Source organism: Micrococcus sp. 140720015-1 (genome assembly GCF_053627595.1).
This window is the reverse complement of sequence record NZ_JBSEYC010000003.1, coordinates 197857-216339: the sequence shown is the minus strand read 5'-3', so window position 1 is coordinate 216339 and position 18483 is coordinate 197857. Positions and strand designations below refer to the sequence as shown.

16 protein-coding genes are annotated in these 18483 nt (G+C 71.0%); 2 read left to right on the top strand and 14 right to left on the bottom strand.

Features of this window, described 5'->3' with window-relative positions:
• Positions 1-99: 99 nt before the first annotated feature.
• Positions 100-1161 carry a zinc-binding dehydrogenase gene (locus ACUXPL_RS06490; protein WP_454182671.1) on the bottom strand — a complete coding sequence of 354 codons (1062 nt, stop codon included), beginning with the start codon at positions 1159-1161 and terminating at the stop codon, positions 100-102.
• A 265-nt stretch (positions 1162-1426) separates the two neighbouring features.
• On the opposite strand from ACUXPL_RS06490, the gene ACUXPL_RS06485 reads away from it, so the two are divergent.
• Positions 1427-2929 (top strand): long-chain-fatty-acid--CoA ligase, encoded by a 1503-nt coding sequence (locus tag ACUXPL_RS06485; RefSeq protein ID WP_454182669.1) that lies wholly within the window; start codon positions 1427-1429, stop codon positions 2927-2929.
• A 94-nt stretch (positions 2930-3023) separates the two neighbouring features.
• Positions 3024-3269: a hypothetical protein gene (locus tag ACUXPL_RS06480; protein WP_454182667.1), complete on the top strand. Its 246-nt coding sequence runs from the start codon at positions 3024-3026 to the stop codon at positions 3267-3269.
• 25 nt (positions 3270-3294) lie between these two features.
• Here ACUXPL_RS06480 and ACUXPL_RS06475 read toward each other — a convergent pair whose 3' ends face one another.
• The 13 genes from ACUXPL_RS06475 to ACUXPL_RS06415 form a co-directional block, all read right to left on the bottom strand.
• Entirely contained in the window at positions 3295-4047 is a 753-nt protein-coding gene (locus tag ACUXPL_RS06475; RefSeq protein ID WP_454182665.1) for a metal-dependent hydrolase, read from the bottom strand.
• A gap of 178 nt (positions 4048-4225) precedes the next feature.
• Complete coding sequence (locus tag ACUXPL_RS06470; protein WP_020625927.1) at positions 4226-4960, bottom strand: LrgB family protein; 735 nt, start codon at positions 4958-4960, stop codon at positions 4226-4228.
• Positions 4957-5319: a CidA/LrgA family protein gene (locus ACUXPL_RS06465; RefSeq protein WP_002855541.1), complete on the bottom strand. Its 363-nt coding sequence runs from the start codon at positions 5317-5319 to the stop codon at positions 4957-4959. The genes ACUXPL_RS06470 and ACUXPL_RS06465 overlap by 4 nt, the downstream gene beginning before the upstream one ends.
• The gene (locus tag ACUXPL_RS06460; RefSeq protein WP_454182663.1) at positions 5316-6023 is read right to left on the bottom strand and encodes a GntR family transcriptional regulator; all 708 of its coding nucleotides are present in this window, start codon (positions 6021-6023) and stop codon (positions 5316-5318) included. The genes ACUXPL_RS06465 and ACUXPL_RS06460 overlap by 4 nt, the downstream gene beginning before the upstream one ends.
• Positions 6024-6427: 404 nt before the next feature.
• Entirely contained in the window at positions 6428-7645 is a 1218-nt protein-coding gene (locus ACUXPL_RS06455) for a Fic family protein (protein ID WP_454182661.1), read from the bottom strand.
• 109 nt (positions 7646-7754) lie between these two features.
• Entirely contained in the window at positions 7755-9407 is a 1653-nt protein-coding gene (locus tag ACUXPL_RS06450) for an RNA-binding domain-containing protein (protein WP_454182659.1), read from the bottom strand.
• Positions 9408-9518: 111 nt separating this feature from the next.
• Positions 9519-9884 carry a serine/threonine protein phosphatase gene (locus ACUXPL_RS06445; protein WP_088477507.1) on the bottom strand — a complete coding sequence of 122 codons (366 nt, stop codon included), beginning with the start codon at positions 9882-9884 and terminating at the stop codon, positions 9519-9521.
• 49 nt (positions 9885-9933) lie between these two features.
• Positions 9934-10413 (bottom strand): RES family NAD+ phosphorylase, encoded by a 480-nt coding sequence (locus ACUXPL_RS06440; RefSeq protein ID WP_454182657.1) that lies wholly within the window; start codon positions 10411-10413, stop codon positions 9934-9936.
• Between the two features lie 52 nt (positions 10414-10465).
• Positions 10466-11173, bottom strand: a complete 708-nt coding sequence (locus ACUXPL_RS06435) for a hypothetical protein (RefSeq protein WP_454182655.1) — start codon at positions 11171-11173, stop codon at positions 10466-10468.
• 47 nt (positions 11174-11220) lie between these two features.
• Positions 11221-11847, bottom strand: a complete 627-nt coding sequence (locus ACUXPL_RS06430) for a GIY-YIG nuclease family protein (protein ID WP_454182653.1) — start codon at positions 11845-11847, stop codon at positions 11221-11223.
• Entirely contained in the window at positions 11844-12896 is a 1053-nt protein-coding gene (locus tag ACUXPL_RS06425) for a restriction endonuclease (protein ID WP_454182651.1), read from the bottom strand. Before ACUXPL_RS06425 ends, ACUXPL_RS06430 begins: the two co-directional genes overlap by 4 nt.
• 275 nt (positions 12897-13171) lie before the next feature.
• The gene (locus ACUXPL_RS06420; RefSeq protein WP_454182649.1) at positions 13172-14965 is read right to left on the bottom strand and encodes an ATP-binding protein; all 1794 of its coding nucleotides are present in this window, start codon (positions 14963-14965) and stop codon (positions 13172-13174) included.
• Positions 14966-15056: 91 nt separating this feature from the next.
• A complete protein-coding gene (locus tag ACUXPL_RS06415; RefSeq protein ID WP_454182647.1) occupies positions 15057-18482 on the bottom strand; it encodes a DEAD/DEAH box helicase family protein in 3426 nt (1141 codons plus the stop codon).
• Position 18483: the final 1 nt, after the last annotated feature.

Sequence of the window (18483 nt, the reverse complement as noted above, 5' to 3'; positions counted from 1 at the left end):
GAGCGGAAGTCCTCCTCGAAGGACGGGGGTGGCCGGCGCGGACGTGGCCGGGCCGCCCACCTTCCCAGCGGAGGCGGACACGCTCAGCGCGCGGGGGCCTCAGACCTCCAGCAGCACCTTGATCTCGCGGCGCTCGTCCATGGCCTGGTACGCCTCGGCGGCGTCGTCGAGCGGCATGCGCGCGGTGAACACACGGCCGGGCTGGATCTCACCGGACTGGATGCGCTCGATCAGCTCGGGCAGGAAGCGGCGGACGGGCGCGGGCCCGCCCTCGAGGTGGATCTCACGGCCGAAGAGGTCGGAGCCGTCGAGGGTCTGGTCGTGGGAGACGCCCACGAACCCGACGTACCCGCCGGGGCGCACCGAGGCCAGGGCCTGGTCCATGGAGCCCTGCGTGCCGACGGCCTCGCACACCCCGTGCGCGCCGTAGCCGCCGGTGAGCCCACGCACCTGAGTGGCGCCCTCCTCGCCGCGCTCGGCGATCACGACGTCGGCGCCGAACTCCCGGGCGAGCGCGGCCCGATCCTCATGGCGGGAGAACACGATGACCTTCTCCGCGCCGAGGGTCTTGGCGGCCAGGACGGCGCACAGGCCGACGGCGCCGTCGCCGACCACGGCGATGGTCTTGCCGGGGCCGGCCTGCGCGGCGACGGCGGCGTACCAGCCGGTGCCGAGCACATCCGAGGCGGCGAGGTAGTCGGCCAGGCGGTCCGGGTCCGAGGGCTCGCCCCCGGGCACCTTCACGAGGGAGCCGTCAGCGAGCTCGACGCGCATGTACTGCGCCTGGCTGCCCGTGTACTCGCCGGCGTTGACGCAGCGGGACTGGTAGCCGGCCTGGCAGATCTCGCACGTGTTGTCCGAGAGCATGAAGGAGCCGATCACGAAGTCGCCGACCTCGAGGGTGGCGACGTCCTCGCCCTTCTCCACGATCGTGCCGACGTACTCGTGGCCCATGCGCCGGTGGTCGACGTCGTTGTGGCCGCGGTAGGGCCACAGATCCGAGCCGCACACGCACGCGGCGGCCAGCTTCAGGACCACGTCCGTGGGCTGAGCGACGCGCGGGGTGTCCACCTCCTCCACGACGACGTCGCCCGGCGCGCGCATGACGACGGCCTTCATCGTCTCGGGGATGGCAGGGGTGGCGGGGATCTGTGCGGTCATGGTCTGTCCTCCGGTCTGGCCCGGCGGTCCGGGCGGCGGTGTGCGGGGACCAGTCTTGCGCCCCTGGGGCGCGAAGACGACACATCGGCGACGCGGGCGGGGCCGGTGGAGGACCGCGCGCCAGCGACATCACCGCCGGGCAGAACCGCGGTGATGTCGCTGGCGTGAGGTCGGCCGACACACCCCGCTCGGCTCACAGCGAACGAGCACCGCCGGGCGTTACGCTGTGGTTCCCATCACATCCGACTCCCCTCGGAGGCCCGTCGTGACCCTCACCTTGCCCGCCCGCCTCGAGCGCACCGCCGCCGAGCATCCGCACTCCACCGCCCTGATCCTCGGCGAGAACCGCATGACGTACGCGGAGCTGCAGGGCCAGTCCCAGCGTCTGGCCGGGCTCATGCGGCAGGAGGGCATCGGCCCCGGGGACCGCGTGGCGCTCATGGTGCCGAACATCCCGGCGTTCCCGGTGGTGTTCTTCGCGGCCCTGCAGCTGGGCGCCGTCGTCGTCCCGATGAACCCGCTGTTCAAGCGCCGCGAGATCGAGTACTACCTGGAGGACTCGGGCGCGTCGATGCTGTGGTCCGTGCCGTCCGAGGAAGCCGTGGAGGGCGCCCGCGAGCGCGGTGTGCCGCTGCGCACCCTCGGCGAGGACGGCCTCGCCCCGCACCTCGCGGAGAGCCCCGGCCCGGTGACCGAGACCGTCGAGCGGGGCCTCGAGGACGACGCCGTCATCCTCTACACCTCCGGCACCACCGGCCGCCCCAAGGGGGCCCAGCTGACCCACCGGAACATGGGCACCAACGCGGACACCGCGGCGGAGACGCTGATCCAGCTCCAGCACGGGGAGACCGTGCTCGGCTGCCTGCCGCTGTTCCACGTCTTCGGCCTCACGTGCGCGCTCATGGCGCCCGTGACGATGGGCGCCAGCCTGGCGTTGATCCCGCGCTTCGATCCCGCCGTGGCCGCGCGCACCGTCCGGGAGTGCGGGGTGGACGTGTTCATCGGCGTGCCCACCATGTACGGGGCCGTGCTGGCCGCGGCCAAGGACCGTCCGGAGGACCTGGCCAGCCTGCGCCTGGGCGTCTCCGGTGGATCCGCCCTGCCCGTGGAGCTGCTGCGCCGCTTCGAGGCCACCTTCGACTGCGAGATCCTCGAGGGCTACGGCCTGTCCGAGACCTCCCCGGTGGCGTGCTTCAACCATCCGGGTGAGGAGCATCGGCCGGGTTCGATCGGACGCGCCGTCCGCGGGTGCGAACTGCAGCTGGTGACGCCGGACGGGGCCGTCGTGCCCGAGGGCGACGAGGAGACCCTGGGCGAGGTGTGGATCCGCGGGGAGAACGTGATGAAGGGTTACTGGGGCAAGCCGGAGGCCACCGCCCAGGCCATCACCGAGGACGGCTGGTTCCGCTCCGGCGACCTCGCCCGGCGCGATGCCGCGGGCAACTACTACATCGTGGACCGCACGAAGGACATGATCCTGCGCGGCGGGCTCAACGTGTACCCGCGCGAGATCGAGGAGGTGCTCTACGAGCACCCGGCCGTCGCGGAGGCCGCCGTGGTGGGGGTGCCCCACCCGGAGCTCGGCCAGGAGGTCGCCGCGCACGTGGTGCTCGCCCCCGGCGCGCACGCCACGGAGGAGGAGCTGATCCAGCACGTGAAGTCCCAGGTGGCCCCCTACAAGTACCCGCGCACCGTGTCCGTGCGGGACGGACTGCCCAAGACCGCCACCGGCAAGATCCTCAAGCGGGAACTGACGCCGGCGGAGTGAGCTCGGGGTGACCGCCCGGGCCGGACACACGGTGAGCCTCCCATGACGACCCTGCAACGCCTGCGACCCCGGGTCGGATGAGCTGCTCGAGGCCGTGGACCAGGCGGTCGTGCGCGCGGTCGGGACGGGGGTGAGCCTGCGGGGCCGTCATGGACTGCGGCGCCGGGACTGGCATGTGCACTGGCGTGCGGACGGCACGGCCGAGGGGCTGGACCGTGTCCCGGGGTGGTCGTTCGAGGCGCTCACGGACGCGTGCCGGGACCTGGCCGCCGGCGGCCGTCCGAGGCTGCCGCGCGGGACCGAGGCGACCGTGCGGGCGGGGTGGTTCCCGGAGGCGTGAGGGGGCGGCGGCCGGGCGCCGCCGCTCAGAACAGTGCCGCCACCCCCCGAGCGGCGAGCGGGACGAGCCGCACGGCCCGCACCACGGTGAACGCGGTGACCACCGAGACGAGCGCCCACTCCCGCCAGGACCCGGTCCGGCCGAGCAGGGGAAGCCGGAACCGTCCGGAGGACTGCCACCACCACAGGCGCGCGGGAGGCTCCGGGCTGAGCGGCCAGAGCAGGGCCACCCCGTTGTTGGTGAGGGCGTCGCCGAGGATGTGCACGCTCACGCCGACGGCCACGGAGGCGGGGATCCACCACAGCCCGTCGCTGAGGACGGTCGCCGACACCGCGACCAGGATGCCGAGTGCCCACGCGGCCCTCCATCCCCGGTTCGGGAGCAGTCGGAGGGCCTTGGCGGCCACAGCTGCCAGGAACGCGGCGATGACCCCCTGCCCCGGCGTGTAGACGCGCCCCGCGATCGGCACCTGGATGGAGGCGGCCGCCGTCGCGATGGCGGTGAACGCCGCGATCCCCACCAGCGAGTGCGTGCCGCGCCGATGTCCGCCGGCCACGCGGCGGATGCCGCGGCTCATCCACTCGGTCAGAGGCGGCAGGGCGTGGACGACGGTGGCCCGGGGGTGGTCCCAGTCGCTGATCATGGCCGCGCCGGCGGTGGTCACGGCGCCGAGCAGCTGGAGTTCGGCGGGCAGGTGCAGCACGGCGATCGGCGACTGCCAGTGCGTGAGCGCCAGCCAGGCCGCGGCGCCGGTGGCCGCGTGGGACGGGCCCATCATGGGTGGGGTCCTCTCGTTCGCAGGACCGGGCCGCGTCACCGCGCCTGCGAGGGCCGGCGGGCGGCCCGCGGGGAAGGAAGAGGACCAGGGTGGCAGGCGGGGCGGACACGGTAAGGAGGCCGCGGCGGCCGGAGCGGGTCGAGGCGGCCGCCCGACCGGGGGGCGGCCGCCCGGCCCCTCACCCCGTCATCGCCAGCACCAGCGGGGCCAGCAGGGCGGTGAGCACGCCGGAACAGGCCATGGCGAGGGCGGAGAACGCACCGGTCTTCGGCCCCTCGGCGAGGGCCCGGGCGGTGCCGATGCCGTGGGAGCTCACGCCGATAGCCAGGCCACGCACGCGGGGGTCGCGCACGCGCAGCCGGTCGAGCACCCAGGGGGCGAACACGGCGCCGAGCACGCCGGTGAGCACGGGGAGCACGGCGGCGAGGGAGACGATCCCGCCGCCAGCGTCGGCCACCGCCATGGCGATCGGCGTCGTCGCGGACTTGGGGGCGAACGTGGCGGCCAGCGCGGCGTCCCCGCCCATCAGCCGCACGATCAGCACGGCGCTCACCATGGCGGTCAGCGAGCCGACGGTGACCCCGACGGCGACCGGCAGCAGCAGCTTCCGGATGTCAGGGCCGGCCCGGTACAGGGGGACGGCGAGGGCCACGGTGGCGGGACCGAGCAGGAAGGTGAGGTAGCTGCCGCCGATCATGTAGGTCTCGTAGTCGATGCCGGTCAGGGCCAGGAACGCGGCCACCAGCACGATCGTCACGAGCACGGGCGTGAGCAGGGCGGTCTGCCGGGCGGCGAGCCACAGACGGCGGGAGAGCACGGCGACGGCGAGGGTCAGCGCGATGCCGAACAGCGGTGTGTGCAGGAGCGCGTCCCAGGCCTCGGCGAGGGAGTCGGTAAGTTCGGCGGCGTTCACTGTGCGTCCTCCTTGTCCGTGAGGCGGCGGGCGAGCGGGGCGGCGACGCCGGCCGTGACCACCAGCCCCAGCAGCCAGGGCACCACGAAGCCGACCAGCATCAGCGCCCGGTGTTCCCCGATGAGGCCCAGCACAGCAACGACGCCGACGCCCGCCGGGACGAACAGCAGCGGCAGGTGCTGGAGCAGGTGATGGCTCGCCGTCATCACCGGCGCGTCCTCGGCCGGCCGACGCCACGCGAGCAGGCCGAGCAGCAAGAGCATGCCCAGCACGGCCCCGGGGATCGGCAGGTGCAGCGTGTCGGCCACGAGCGTGCCCGCCAGCTGGCAGAGCAGGAGGATCAGCAGGCCCTCGATCATCGGGGTTCACCTGCCTCGGACGGGCCCACGGTCGGCAGGCCGGGGACGACGCCGCTCCCCGCGGCGTCGAGGTGCGCCTGCAGGGCGCGCTGGGCGTCTGCGGCGCGCCCGGCGGCCAGCTGCGCGCAGATCTCGGCGTGCCCGTCGAGGAGGCGGCGGGCGGCGTCGACGGATCCGCCGGTGGCGGCGTGGATGAGGCGGGCCAGGCGGGGGGCGAAGGTGCGCACGACCTCGTCGAAGGCGGCATTGGCGCACGTGGCGATCACGTCCCGGTGGAAGCGCACGTCCAGCGCGGAGAACGCCGCGAGGTCGCCGGCGTCCAGGGCGGCGCGCTGCTGCTCCAGGTTGGCGGTGAGCGTGGCGACGAGGGGCCCGACGGCGTCGGGCCGCGCGGCGACCGTGGCGAGGGCGGTGGACTCGAGGAGGCCGCGCAGGGCCGTGAGGTCGGCCACGCTCTGCGGCGTGAGGGCCTGCACGGCCGCGCCCTTCTTGGGGAGGAGCCGCACCAGGCCCCAGCGCTCGAGCTGGAGGAGGGCCTCCCGGGCCGGCGTCCGGGAGATGCCGGCCTCCGTGGAGAGCTGGACCTCGGTGAGCATCTCCCCCGCGGCGATCTCACCGCGGACGATGCGCCAGGCGACGTCGTGAGCCAGGCGGCCGGCAGCCGTGGCACGACTGCCCCATAAGGGGTCGGAGAGTGGAGTCATGCGGGCCAGAATAATCGGATGCATGCATGGATGTATGCATTGTGTCGGACTCGGAAGGGGTCCGGGTGGGGAGGGGCACAAGATGCCGGCGCCTGTCGAAGCGGGCATGCGGGGCGGCTGTCAGCCGAGTTCTGTGCCGGTCAGGGGTGCGCGGGGAGGGCGCGGTTGCGGGCGGCCCCGCCCCTGACTGGCCGTTGCGCACCGCGCGGCTGACGCTGCGCCCGTACCGGGAGGACGGCCTCGCCAGCCCTGCCGGATCGGTGTCCCAGCTGGACCTGGGGTTCGAGACGTACGGCCTGCACCGGGTGGTGGCGCAGATGGACGCCCGCAACCCGACGCCCGCCCGGATGGCCGGGACACTACACGCGGCACTGAGGCTGGTCAGCCCGGTAGTCCACACCCGGTCAACCCCGCCGGCCCGCACGCGCGGCGAACTCGTCCAGACAGGCGAGCACCTCGGTGGCCAGCCACACCCGGTTCCGACGCTGAGCGGACACGGCCTGCAGAGCGCCGGCCTCGACAAGCTGGTCCACGGCCCGCTGGGCGGCCGGGCGCGAGACACCCAGCGCCTGGGCCAGATGGTCCACGGTCACGGCGGGTTGCGCGATGATCACCGCGAGCGCCCGCCAGACCGCCGCGTCCCGCCGGGCGGTGAGCCGCTCGCGCCAGCCGGTCAGGGCCTCGTCCAGGTCCGCGACGAGCTCTCGGCCGTTGCCGACGGCGGCCAGGGCGGCCTGCGCGAAGCGGCGCACGATGGGCGCGGGGTCGCCGTCGCGGTAGGCGGTGAGGGCGTCGAAGTATCCGGCCGTGTCCGTGAGGAGTCCCGCTGAGAGGGGCACCCCCATACGGGTGATCGCGCCGGCCCGATGCAATACGGCGTGCACGAGGACGCGCCCGGTGCGGCCGTTGCCGTCCGCGAACGGGTGGATGGTCTCGAACTGGGCGTGCGCGATGGCGGCCTGCACGAGGGCGGGTACGTCCGTGCGTCGCAGGGAGGCGAAGAGATCGTCCATCCCGGCACGCAGGCGCTCCGGGTGGGGCGGGACGAACTGCGCCGTGTGCGGCGTGGGCGCCCCGCCCCCGATCCACCCCTGCGCATCGCGGTAGGCGCCCGGCCGGGCATGCTCCTGACCGTCCATGAGGGCACGATGGGCGGCCAGCAGGGCGGGCTCGTCCAGGTCGGCAGCCAGCCGGGAAGCAGCGCCCATGGCCCTCACGTTCGCCGCCACGAGCGCTGCGTTCGGGCGGGTGCGTTCGCCGAGAGTCGCCAGGGCGAGGGCTCGCGCGCCCGCGGTGATGTGCTCGATCTGCGAGGAGGACGCGGACTCAGTGCGCAGGAGCACCGCGTCGATCGGGGCGATCTCTCCCGTGAGCCCCGGGAGGGCGTGGCTGATCTCAGCGTCGAAGCGCACGACGGCGGCCGTCGCCTCCTCGACCTCGGTCGCCAGATCGGAGGGCAGGTCGAACCCGAGTCGGGCGATACGGGCTGGGAGCGCAGCTCGATACGGGCCCGACGCGCGCACGCGAGCGCGGCGGGTGAGGACGCCAGCGTCGTCGGGGTCCGCGGTCCAGGGGCGCTCCTCCGAGCCGATGGCCGTACTGGTAGTCCGATCCGTACCCATACGGGCATCCTACGCAACGATATGGATCGATCGTTGCGTAAGAGCCATCATTGTGCACGGACACTGCTGAGCCGCGCGATCGCTTCGGCGCGCGCGGCCGGGCACACTGCTACGAGCCCGGGAGCACGTAGTGCGCTGCGCGCCGCTCCCCACGCAATTCGAGGAGGCCTTCTTCCGTCATGCTCTTGAGCACCGCTCTCGCTGCCGTGGGCGCGATCTGGCACAGTTCAGCGGCCTTGCTTCGGGTAATGGACCCGAACTCGAGGACGTAGTCAGCGATCAGCCGCCGCTGCTGGATTCGGTCGACCGGACGCAGGCGCAGGTAGGCGGCTCGGTCTTCGGCCAGCTCGTAGAACCGCGCGGTCAGCATGTACCGCTGCGCCCGGCCGTTCCCACGCGCCTCCAGGACGCCGGCCTCGACGAGCGCGGTAGCCGCTCCGCGCACGTCCGCCACGGGAAGTCGAAGCCACTCCGCCACATCCGCCGAGCTGGCAGGCCCTCCGTGCTTGATCTCGTGGACCATTCGCAGCTCTGTCAGTGTCAGTGCGCGCTGACCCTCGTTCTGCCTGCGGGCAAGGAAGATCAGCAACTCCCTGTCCTCGTCACCCAAGGGGACGTCGACGATCACGGACCGCTGCGTGGAACGGCCGTAGTCCGGTGCGCCACGGCCGGCGCGGAGCTGCGAGGCGAACATGTCCTGCACGCCTTTTCCCCTGCGCTCGACGAGACCGGCGCGCTTGAACACGTTCGCCAGGGCGGGGCTGCGGGGAGCCGAGCGATTCAGGATGTTGACCGGTGAGACGTCGCGAGGGAACCCGCCAGGGCTCGCGACCGAGAACGTCGCCCCGGTGAAGGTCACCTGAATCGGCCCCACTTCGGCGTAGTCGCGGTGTACCAGTGCATTGGCGATCGACTCGCGTCGCACACTCTCTGACAACAGGGGGACATCCACACGGACGAGACCCACCTCTACGGGTGTGACGGAGTTCCGCAGTGCCAAGCGCGCCTCGATCTCCTCGAATGCACTCAACAGGGGAAGCAGCAGGTCTTCGTTTGCCTCTAGACCATGGGGCCGGGAGTCCTGGAAGAGGACTTCTGCGGTGGGCGCCCACCGGCGCAGGGCCTCTGACGTGCCGAAGACAAGAATCGCGCCGAGGCTGATGCCGCCGTCGGGGGTGAGGAGGTCCAACGCCCGCAGCAGCTCCGCATCGGCGAGCTCCGCCAGCCCTTTGTCGCCGGCGGACTGGGCGGCGAGCCGCCGGAACCGATCGAACTCGCCTGGATCGAGGTGTGCCCACTCTGCTCCGCGCGCTTCCGCCCGGGCATAGTCCAGCCCGATCCCGTCGAACCCGGCCCGCAGGACGTCCATCGGTGTCATCGGCATGCACGCGGGGCGACCGTCCGGCCCCACGAGGCGCTTGACGAACAGCCCCTTGCGCGTACCGACGAACGAGGACTTCGCCTGGGGGACGGTGATGACCGCCACGTCTTTGCCCTCCCAGGGGACCACCTCGACGTCCACGCTCAACGGTGGCTCGATGCCGTTCTGGATGCGTCCAGCCAAGAGGTCTGCGTCCACAGGGCCGCCGTGGTCCCCCGTCGCCCCGACGACGGTGCCGTCGTCATCAACACCGACGAGGATCAGGCCCCCGGTTCCGTTCGCCATGCAGACGACGGCCTGGTAGAGGTCGTCCTTCCCCAGCCGTCGCTTGAACTCGACGTCCAGGGTCTCGCCCGCGGCGAGGAGAGGTCCAAGATCCATGCCATAAGTATCCATAGTTATGGAGCGATGAACCATCGTGCGCTCATGCTTGCCATAACTTTGAGCATCTTTGGTGCGCGAAACGCCCCGTAGCTCCTCTCGCGCCCCCTTTCACCCCGCCGGGCGCAGCCGCTCCGCGGGCAGGGTCAGGGTGATGCTCGCGGCGGGGTCGATGCTCTTGGCGACCTCCCCGACGGCGCCGTCCACCGTGGGTGCGATGGTCACCTGCGTGCGCGTGACCTCCTGGATGCGCACCCGCACGGGTTCGCCGATGCCGTCGGCCGGGTCGAGCAGCCAGTCCTCAGCGAGCGCACGCAAGCCGATCGTGTCGAGGACAGCCTCAGCCTCGTGCAGTTCCATGGGCTCGCCTCGGCGTCGGTGGAGGAGGTCGTGCGGCACGAAGAGGTCACCGACCATCTCGATGTAGCCGACGTGCTCGCCGTCGTCGGAACGCAGGTGGTCGAAGATGGCGGACATGGGGCCAGAGTAGCCGCGGGGATTGAACGTCCGAGGGGAGCCGTTCGCGTCACAACGTGCGCGTCACCCGGGGCGCGCCGTCCTCGTTCCACCGGAACAGGGTCAGGTGCCACAGCCCGGGGGCCGTGCGGGACGGGTCGATCAGCCCGTGCGCACCGGCCTCCTCCAGGCGGCGGCGGACCGCCCACGACGACGGCTCCTCCCCCACTTCCACGGCCGGCTTCCACGGGGCCATGGCGTCGGCGAGGTCGACGCCGAGGGCCGCGAGCGCCTCGGAGTCGCGCAGATCCACGATCCGTTCGGCATGAACGTCGAAGGTCAGCAGCTCGCGCGGCGGGGTGGTCGCGTCCGTGTGAGCAACCATGGCCGCGTCCACTCCTTCCGGTGAGGAGCTGAGGTAGAGCGTGGGTGCGTCCGGTGGCGAGTACCGACCGGCGGAGCGGGAGCCGCGAAGGGCGCTATCGACGAACCGGGCGTCCACGGCACGGTAGAACGTGCCAGCGACCACGGTGAAGGGCGAGGGGGTCATGAGGTCACCCTGCCGGGGAGATAAACCGGCTGTAAGCCGGGTTCTGTGCTTCTCAATCGTCGGTCTCGTCCTTGCGACGCACAGGACGACCGGACTCCATGCGCCAAATCGCGTGGTCCAGGGCGGTGAAGCCGATGCCCAGTCGACCCGCGACGTTCTCCACCAGCTCCGAAGCCTGTTCGGCATTGACATGGTCACCGACGACGCGCCGCACATACCGCAGAATCATGCGGTCGGCCTTGACTCCCGGTACACCGCAGAGCATGAGGAAGTAGCCCCAGGTGAGGCCAGAACTCTGTCCTGGCAAGGCCAGCCATTCAGTGCACGCGGGCGACGACAGCCGATCCTCCCGATCCATCAACTGATCTCGCACCTGGACGACAGTCTCAAGACCATGCCGCTGGAGGATCTGGGCGGCGCCATATGCGGCAAGCGCCTTAGGCGGAGCACCGTCAGCCGACGACGTCTTCCACTGATTGGTGTTGTCGACGAGTCCGTCGATACCACCCCACCGTCCGACAGCCTCGACGAGGTCCGTGGCGGTATCGGTGTCTGGGGAGCCGCCTTCTGCGGTCCGGGCCGCCCGGTACTTGTTCACCAGGTTGATGACACCGGTGTAGTGATTCCCGGTCGAATAAATGGAATCGAGCACAGCCAACGCGACACTCTCGTAGCCGTCCGGCTCGTACCAGTCGGTGGCATCCTCGCCGATCTCACTGCGTACCGCTGCCTCGAGGGCATCAACCTGATGGGTGTCCATTTCGTCAGGCTAGACGTGGGATCGGAGTCTGTCAGGGGTCCACTCTGTCAGCCAGTATGGGTCATGGCCAAGCCCACCATTACTTTCCGCGCCGCCTTCAGCCGCGGCCGCGGGCCAGCGTGGGTCAGGTTCAGCGGCGGGTTCAGGTCCGCGATCACCTTTCGTTCTACGGCGGCCAGCACCACGTTGGACGGCGGCGTCCAGACGCGCAGTGCCAGGTGCCTGGTCATCCACGTGGTCAGCCGCAGGTCCGACTCCCCCGTCAATGCGAACGTGGCCGGCGCCGTCGAGGTCACCGATGCCGTCGCCCGTGGGACGGGCACCAGTCCCAACTCGTCCCGCAGCAACGCAGCGAACGACCTCCGCACAGTGGACCACCCGGTCTTCCCGGTCCCGAAGTGCTGCCGCACATCGCGCCGCGTCAGGCTCTTCTCCGCCTTGCCGACGTAGAGCAGGCCGCCGGGGCCGACCGGCGCGTCCAGCGGCCCGGCCTTCACGCACGACGGCGTCACCTCGGAGATCGCGTACAGTCCGCGCCCCTTCGGAAACTCCACACCGTCCGCTATGACGGCCTTGACGCCACCAGGCGCGGCCCCAGCCCGCCACACCCGGAACACCGACCCGTTCAGCAGCACCCCCCGCGCCTCGGCCACCAGCACCCCGGGCGCAGTCACCCCTCGTCCTCTAGCACCCACACCTGCTGCAGCGGGATCCGCGCCCGCGTGGAGGCCGGCAGCCGGTCGTAGGTGAGGAAGAGCTGGTCGAGCAGCGCGTCGGCGTCCCAGATGCACATGGTCGTGCGGTCTCGTTTGAACTCCAGCTCGGCGGGCCGAGTCACCCCACCCCAGGCCACGAGGAGTGCCTGATCCGCCCGGTGCTGTGTCATGGCAGAGTGCAGCCCCCGCAGCACCCGGGAACCGATCGGGGTCGGCTCGGACTCCACCTCCACGATCAGCGTCGGCGCGTCCAGCCCCAGGGGTCCGGTGCCCGCGATGATGTCCACGCCGCCGTCGGGCCCGGGTGGCGAGAGTTCACACCTAAAGCCGAGCACCGTGAGGATCTTCGCGACCAGGTGGGTCAGCTCGTGCTCGCGGAACTCCCCGGCCACATGGGCGCGGATACGGTCTCGGATGGCGACGACGGTCGGTGCCGTCTCGGGGTCCGTCACCTCGGTGGTGGCCTGGTCGGTGGGTGCCGGCACCGGCGGCGTGGCGGCGGCCGCTCCGAACCCGGGGTCTGGGCGGCCGGCGGCGATGGCCTCGAGGCGCGCGGCGGCGTCGTTCCGGCTCGGCTGGAACACGGTGAGGCTGCCGTTGACGGTGTGGACGAGGTCCTGGCCCACCAGGGTCTTGGAGACCGGCTCTCCGCACCAGTCCACCGGCAGGGAGTGACTGCGGTGCCAAGGGGCCTGTGCGGCATCGTAGGCGTACGCGCCGGTGACTCGTCCGAACTGCAGGTAGCCAGGTTTGGTCTTCAACGGCAGGACCACCAGATCACCGGGGCGGATGGAGTCGCGGAACGCCCACAGCTGGCCGGTGGAATTGGCCCAGCGCGCAGCGCCGCCGCCGGGAAAGGCGTTCTCCACCCGGGCGCGGACGTCCTCCCGCGCGGCGGTCGAGGTCAGATCCCCGACCTCCGGCCACCCGACGGTCACCCGACCATGTTCGATGTTCCAGTGCTCGTTCTCCCCGCGCTGCCCCGCGCGGACCACCCATGCGTTCACCGTCGCTCCTCTCCGGCCCTCGCCTTCCATCCCCCCCCCCCCCCCCCGTGCGTCGATCTTCGCAGACCGCATGTTCGGCCGCAGGAGCTGGAGTGTTAGCTGGGAGCTCGTGTGCGTCCATGCTGTAGTCGCTGCACCGCACCGGAGCTGAGCCCGGAGATCGCGGCACACGAGGTGCTCGCCGCCGGCGCGCCGGCTGCCGAGGGAGAGGCGAGCCCGAAAGTTATGACTGCACGCCCCGGCACCGGCGAGCCATAATTTTCTCGTCCAGAAAGTTATGCCCCTCCCTCGACGCCCGCCGGGCCGCCCGCGGCCCTCTCCTGCACCCAGCGGTAGAAGAAGCCGCGCCCTCGACGCGACGGAGTGGAGGGCTCCAGGACCCCTTCTTCCTCCAGCGCTCGCAGGGTGGAGCCCATGTTGGAGGCGTGGCCGCCGACCAGCGAGGCCAGCTCGGTGGTGCTGATCCGCCCGCGCTCACGCGCGAAGTCCATGGCCACGGCACGCCGGGCCGGTGCCGCGCGGTGGCGGCCGACCTCAGCGTCCAGCGCTGTGAGCAGCTGCTTGGCCCCGTCGCTCAGCTTCCACACGGGCGGAGCGGCGTCCGGCGTCCCTGCCGCGAGCTCCACCAGGGGGGCATCACCGACGGTCGCCGCCCTGAGTCGATCCAGCACCGATCGCGCCTCCGTCGGAGAGACCTGGGTCAGCCGGGCAGCCCTGATCTCATCGATCCACACCCGCTCCACCAGGTGCCGCAGAATGAGAACGGCAGATACGTCCTGCGTGAGATGTCGAGGTTCCACCTTGCCCAACCACGTCATCCACGACTCGTCCAGAGACTCGCCCACCAAGGTGGTGCGGACGTACGGGCCGGGGATCTCCTCGATCTCCGGGCGTGGATGCCCCAGACGCACCATCTCGCGGACCATGCGGTCCACACCGATGCCCTGCCGCTCGGCCACGCGCAGGTCCGCCAGCAACTGAGTGAGGGCCCTGTTTCGTGAGACCGAGGGGTGGGTGATGATGTTCCCCGGCTCCACCCCGCCGAAGAACCCGCCAGGGCTAGTCACCCGCAGGGTGCGGCCGATGTGCTCCACGCGGGTGGCCTCCGGCTGTCCCCATTCGCGATGGGCGACCCCATTCACCAGGGCTTCACGAGCGGCGATCCGAGGGATGTCCCGCAGCTGCCCGACGGCCAGGCCCGTCTGCACATGCCGCACCGTGTTCCGGGCCTCGAACGCCTGAAGGACGTCCGCCAGCTCCTCCAGGAGGGAGCGTCCGCCGCGGTGGACGCGGATGCTGCTGTCAGCGCCGGCCACCTCGTGGTGGGTGTAGTCCAGGGACGGCTCGGCCCGCCCCACGAAGGCGAGGACGCCGGCGTTCGTCAGCATTCCCTCCGGAGTGACGACGTTCAGCCGGCGCAGCAGCTGCGGGGTCGGCGCGTTGGCGAGGTCCTCACTGCGCTCGTCACCGCTGTCGTAGAGGAACGCACGGGCGATATCGACGGCAGAGGAACGCACATCTGCCACCGGAACAGCGGACGCCTCGGCCGACCAGTCGTACTGCCTGCGATACATCTGGCGCGTGTGCCAGGTGCTGGCGTCGACCTCAGCACAGTGATCCCCGACGCGCCAGCGGATGCGCCCCTCCATGCGGATCGGCTCGACGGCAGCCGGCGGGTAGAGGACGAGCAGGCGCGTTCCCTGGACGACCACTTCCTGCACATCCACCGTGAGCGCACGCCCGGCGACCTCGAAGATGCGGAAGCGCAGCCACTCGGCGTCCAAGGCGGTACCGATCAGCTCCCCCGTCTTGGAGACCCCGACGATCAGCGCGCCACTGCCGGGCGTGTTGGCCATGCAGGCGGCTTCCTTGGCGAGGAACTCGGCAGCGTCCGCGTCCTCCCTCCGGCCCTCGAGCAGCTCGCCCCGCGGACCACGACGCGAGGGATCCTCCTTGAAGTCGACGAGTGCTGTCTCATCGGGGTCGCCGAGGGCCGTGCCTGCGTCGAGGCGACTCAACAGTTCCTGCACCCGCGTGCGCACCGGGTCCGGACCGAAAGTGATGGTCATGCCCCCAGGATGCCACGGGTCATAATTTTCCCGCCAGGAAAATTATGACCACGGCCGCAGCCACGCAGAAGGCGGGAGGGGCAGGCTCCCGTCACGCCACCCTCCCCGCTCTCACCTCGGCTCGCCTCCGCACCTCGTCCAACACGGCCACCACGGCGTCGGCCGCCTCGCCCGGGTACACGGCGTCCACCCCGCCCATCGACAGATAGGGGTCCTCGTACAGTCGCCCGGGAGAGACCACCCCGTTGCGGACCAGGTCGTCCACGAGCATGCGGGTGAAGTGGATCTGGTCGGCGTTCCACCGCCCCTCATCCAGGAACCCGGCCAAGGCCTCCTCGGCGGCACTGCGGTCCAGGCCGACCAGGCTCCGCACGAACACCCCGAGCTCGCCCCCGGCGTGGTCGCGCACCCAGTCCAGTTCGGGACGTTCCGACCCTCCGGCCTCCACCAGCATGCGGCCGAGCTCGTCCAGGTCCGCCTCCGTCAGAGGCTGGTTGCCGCGAAGCTTCCGCAGTGCCAGTGTGTCCCGCTCGCCCTGCAGGAAGGCCCTCGCCTTCCGCCGGTAGCGCTCCCAGTCCATGCCGGGCCTGGACGGCACGATCACCACGTCGTCGGAGTCCAGGAGGGTGTCCACGAAGTCGGTGTAGACGGGTGACGAGGTCCGCCGGGGCAGGAACGCCACGAGGTCGCGCAGGCTCTCGCGCAGGGCCTCGACGTCTGCGAGCCCCGCGTCCTCCCACCAGAGGTCTTCGGCCACGCGGGACAGCAGATCCTCCTTCTGCCGCACAGCGGGGATGCGCACCTGGCTCAACAGGGCTCCGGCGATGTCCTGGATCGCCGTTCGGCACCGTTCGGCCGTGGTGAGGTCCTGATCCAGGTCGGCGAGCTGCCAGCGCAGGGCGAGCAGGTCGAAGCGTTTGGCGGCCTCGTCGGAGTCACGCACCACTGAGGGCAGTCCTGCCACGTGCTCGGAGAGTTCCTGGACGTCCTCGTCGCTCACGCGCTCCCAGGCAGCGGCGTCGGACCAGCGCTCCACCTGACGCCGGTGCTTGCGCACCAAGAGGTTCTGCCCGGGCATAGCCGCCACGTAGGAGTGCAGCCAGTCGGCGTGACTGCGGCGCACAGCGCCGGCTCTGTCCTCCCGTCCGCCCGCTTCGGTCTGAGCGTCCAGGGCCGCGACGACGGCGGCCCGCGTCTCGAAGATCTGCTGGGTGAGGGACTTCTGCTGGGATGCCTCCCGTTCGGGAAGGTCCTGGTTGAAGTACTCGAGATTTCCGCCGACGTCGATGACGGTGAAGGAGGTCTTGTCCCGGCCAGGACCGTAGAGGTCAGGGCGCAGGCGGGTGCCGCGGCCGAGCATCTGCCAGAACTTGGTCTTGGAGTGGACCACCTTGAAGAGCACGAGGTTGACCACGTCGGGGATGTCCACGCCGGTGTCGAGCATGTCCACGCTGATGGCCATCTGGGGCATCTTGTCCGGGTCGGAGAAGTCGTCCAACAGGGCGCCACTGTAGGCGGTCCTGCTGGTGATCACGCGGGCGAAGCCACCGCCCAGTTCGGGGAAGCGTTCGTTGAACCGGCGCTCGATGAACTCGGCGTGCCGCTGGTTCTTGGCGAAGACGATCGTCTTCCCCAGCCGGTCTCCATCGGCCACCTTCTGCCCGCGCTCCATGAGCAGCTCGAGCACCTTGTCTACGGTGTCGTCGTTGAAGAGGAAGGCGTTGATCTCCTGGGAGTCCACGTTCTCCGGAGGTCCGTCCTCGCCCCAGTCGAGGGCATCCCACTCGGCCTTCTCCTCCTCGGAGAGGTCGTCGTAGCGGATGCCCCGGCGGAGGAACTCGGTCCCGGCAGACACCCCCTCCGGCGGCACCAGGTAGCCCTGCTCCACGGCCTCGGCGAGGTCGAAGGCGAAGGTGGGGACGCCGTCTTCGAGGTGGAAGAGGCGGTAGGTGTTGCGGTCCACCTCGTCCTTGGGGGTGGCGGTGAGGCCGATCAGGAGGGAGTCGAACCAGTCGAAGATGGCCCCGTACTTCTGGTAGACGGAGCGGTGGGCCTCGTCGATGATCACGAGGTCGAAGTGCCCCGCGCCGAAGCGGCGGGGTCCGTCCTGCCCGTCGCGCTGGAGCAGGTTGAGCATGGTGGGGTAGGTGGCGGCGTAGATACGCCCTTCGGCGGTCCTGTCATTGAGCAGGTTGACGACGGTCTCGTGCGGCAGGTGCTTCGTGAAGTTCTCGGCGGCCTGTTTCACCAGGGCGGTGCGGTCCGCGAGGACGAGGACGCGCTTGACCCACTTGGCACGCAGCAGCTGGTCGACGAGGGCGATGGCGGTGCGGGTCTTGCCGGTTCCGGTGGCCATGACGAGCAGGGCGTCGCGTTGGCGGGCGGTGAAGGCCTCGCCGACGGCGCGGATCGCCTCGAGCTGGTAGGGGCGCCCGGCGATCTCGGTTTTGGGAAGCACGGTGGCGAGGTCCTGGCGAGCGGTGCGGCGCTGGATCAGCCGCTCGAGTTCGTCTGCCGTCAGGAACCCCTCGATCTCACGGGGTGGGTAGCCCCCGGCGGGGCCGAAGGCGGCATCGTCCCAGAGCCAGTGCTCGTAGCCGTTGCTGTAGAAGATCAGCGGACGGCGGCCGTACTGCGCCTCGAGGGCGTCCGCGTAGCGGCGGGCCTGCTCCTGGCCCTCGTGGGCACTGCGGGTGGTGCGCTTGGCCTCGAGGACGGCCAGGGGCAGGCCGTCGGCACCCCAGAGGACGTAGTCGACACGGCCGGTGCCGCCCGGGGTGGGCAGTCCGGTGACGGGGTATTCGCGGTCGCGGTCCTGGTCGAGGGGCCATCCGGCTTCGTGGAGGAGCAGGTCGATGTAGAGGGTGCGGGTCTCGGCCTCGGCGTAGTCGTAGGCGTGGAGGTCGGTGAGGTCACTGGCAGCCGCGGCGGCCTGGGCGGCGGCGATCTGCTCCCGCAGGGCGGCGATCTCCGCTTCGTAGGCAGCGGCCTGCTGCTCACTCTCCTCGCGGAGGCGGGCGTTGGCCTCGTCCTGGGCCTTGAGTCGGGCGATGACCGCGTCGAGCTGCTCGACGGGCATGGCTGCCTGGCGCGGGGCTCGTGCGGGGTCGAACTGCGCCGTGGTGGGGACGGCCTCGGGGTGGGGACCGTGATGGAAGGCCGTCCAGACGAGCACGTGGAAGAGCTCACGGAGGATCGTCAGGGCGGCCCGGGAGTCCAGGGCGAGGTCCTTGTGGACGGCGTTGTTGCCCGCCTTGCGGAGGAAATTCAGCTTGTCCACGATGTCCCGCCCGGTGAGCGTGGTGAAGGCGGGGGCGTTGATGCGGCCGGCGAGGTCGGTGCTGTAGGGGTCGTCCAGGCCCCGGGTGGCGTAGAGGAACTCCACGATCCGCTCCACTGAGCGTCGGGCGTAGAAGGCGGCGGCGCGCGGGTCCGTGGTGAGGTAGGCCTCGGCCTGGGAGGCATCCCGATGGACGACGGGGAGCGCCTGCTCCACCCAGTCCATGTTGCTTGCCATC

Excerpts from the sequence above, each read along its gene's own strand:
- ACUXPL_RS06490 (WP_454182671.1), bottom strand. The coding sequence starts at position 1,161 with ATGACCGCACAGATCCCCGCCACCCCTGCCATCCCCGAGACGATGAAG.
- ACUXPL_RS06475 (WP_454182665.1), bottom strand. The coding sequence starts at position 4,047 with ATGATGGGCCCGTCCCACGCGGCCACCGGCGCCGCGGCCTGGCTGGCG.
- ACUXPL_RS06465 (WP_002855541.1), bottom strand. The coding sequence starts at position 5,319 with ATGATCGAGGGCCTGCTGATCCTCCTGCTCTGCCAGCTGGCGGGCACG.
- ACUXPL_RS06460 (WP_454182663.1), bottom strand. The coding sequence starts at position 6,023 with ATGACTCCACTCTCCGACCCCTTATGGGGCAGTCGTGCCACGGCTGCC.
- ACUXPL_RS06455 (WP_454182661.1), bottom strand. The coding sequence starts at position 7,645 with ATGGGTACGGATCGGACTACCAGTACGGCCATCGGCTCGGAGGAGCGC.
- ACUXPL_RS06450 (WP_454182659.1), bottom strand. The coding sequence starts at position 9,407 with ATGGATCTTGGACCTCTCCTCGCCGCGGGCGAGACCCTGGACGTCGAG.
- ACUXPL_RS06445 (WP_088477507.1), bottom strand. The coding sequence starts at position 9,884 with ATGTCCGCCATCTTCGACCACCTGCGTTCCGACGACGGCGAGCACGTC.
- ACUXPL_RS06440 (WP_454182657.1), bottom strand. The coding sequence starts at position 10,413 with ATGACCCCCTCGCCCTTCACCGTGGTCGCTGGCACGTTCTACCGTGCC.
- ACUXPL_RS06435 (WP_454182655.1), bottom strand. The coding sequence starts at position 11,173 with ATGGACACCCATCAGGTTGATGCCCTCGAGGCAGCGGTACGCAGTGAG.
- ACUXPL_RS06420 (WP_454182649.1), bottom strand. The coding sequence starts at position 14,965 with ATGACCATCACTTTCGGTCCGGACCCGGTGCGCACGCGGGTGCAGGAA.
- ACUXPL_RS06415 (WP_454182647.1), bottom strand. The coding sequence starts at position 18,482 with ATGGCAAGCAACATGGACTGGGTGGAGCAGGCGCTCCCCGTCGTCCAT.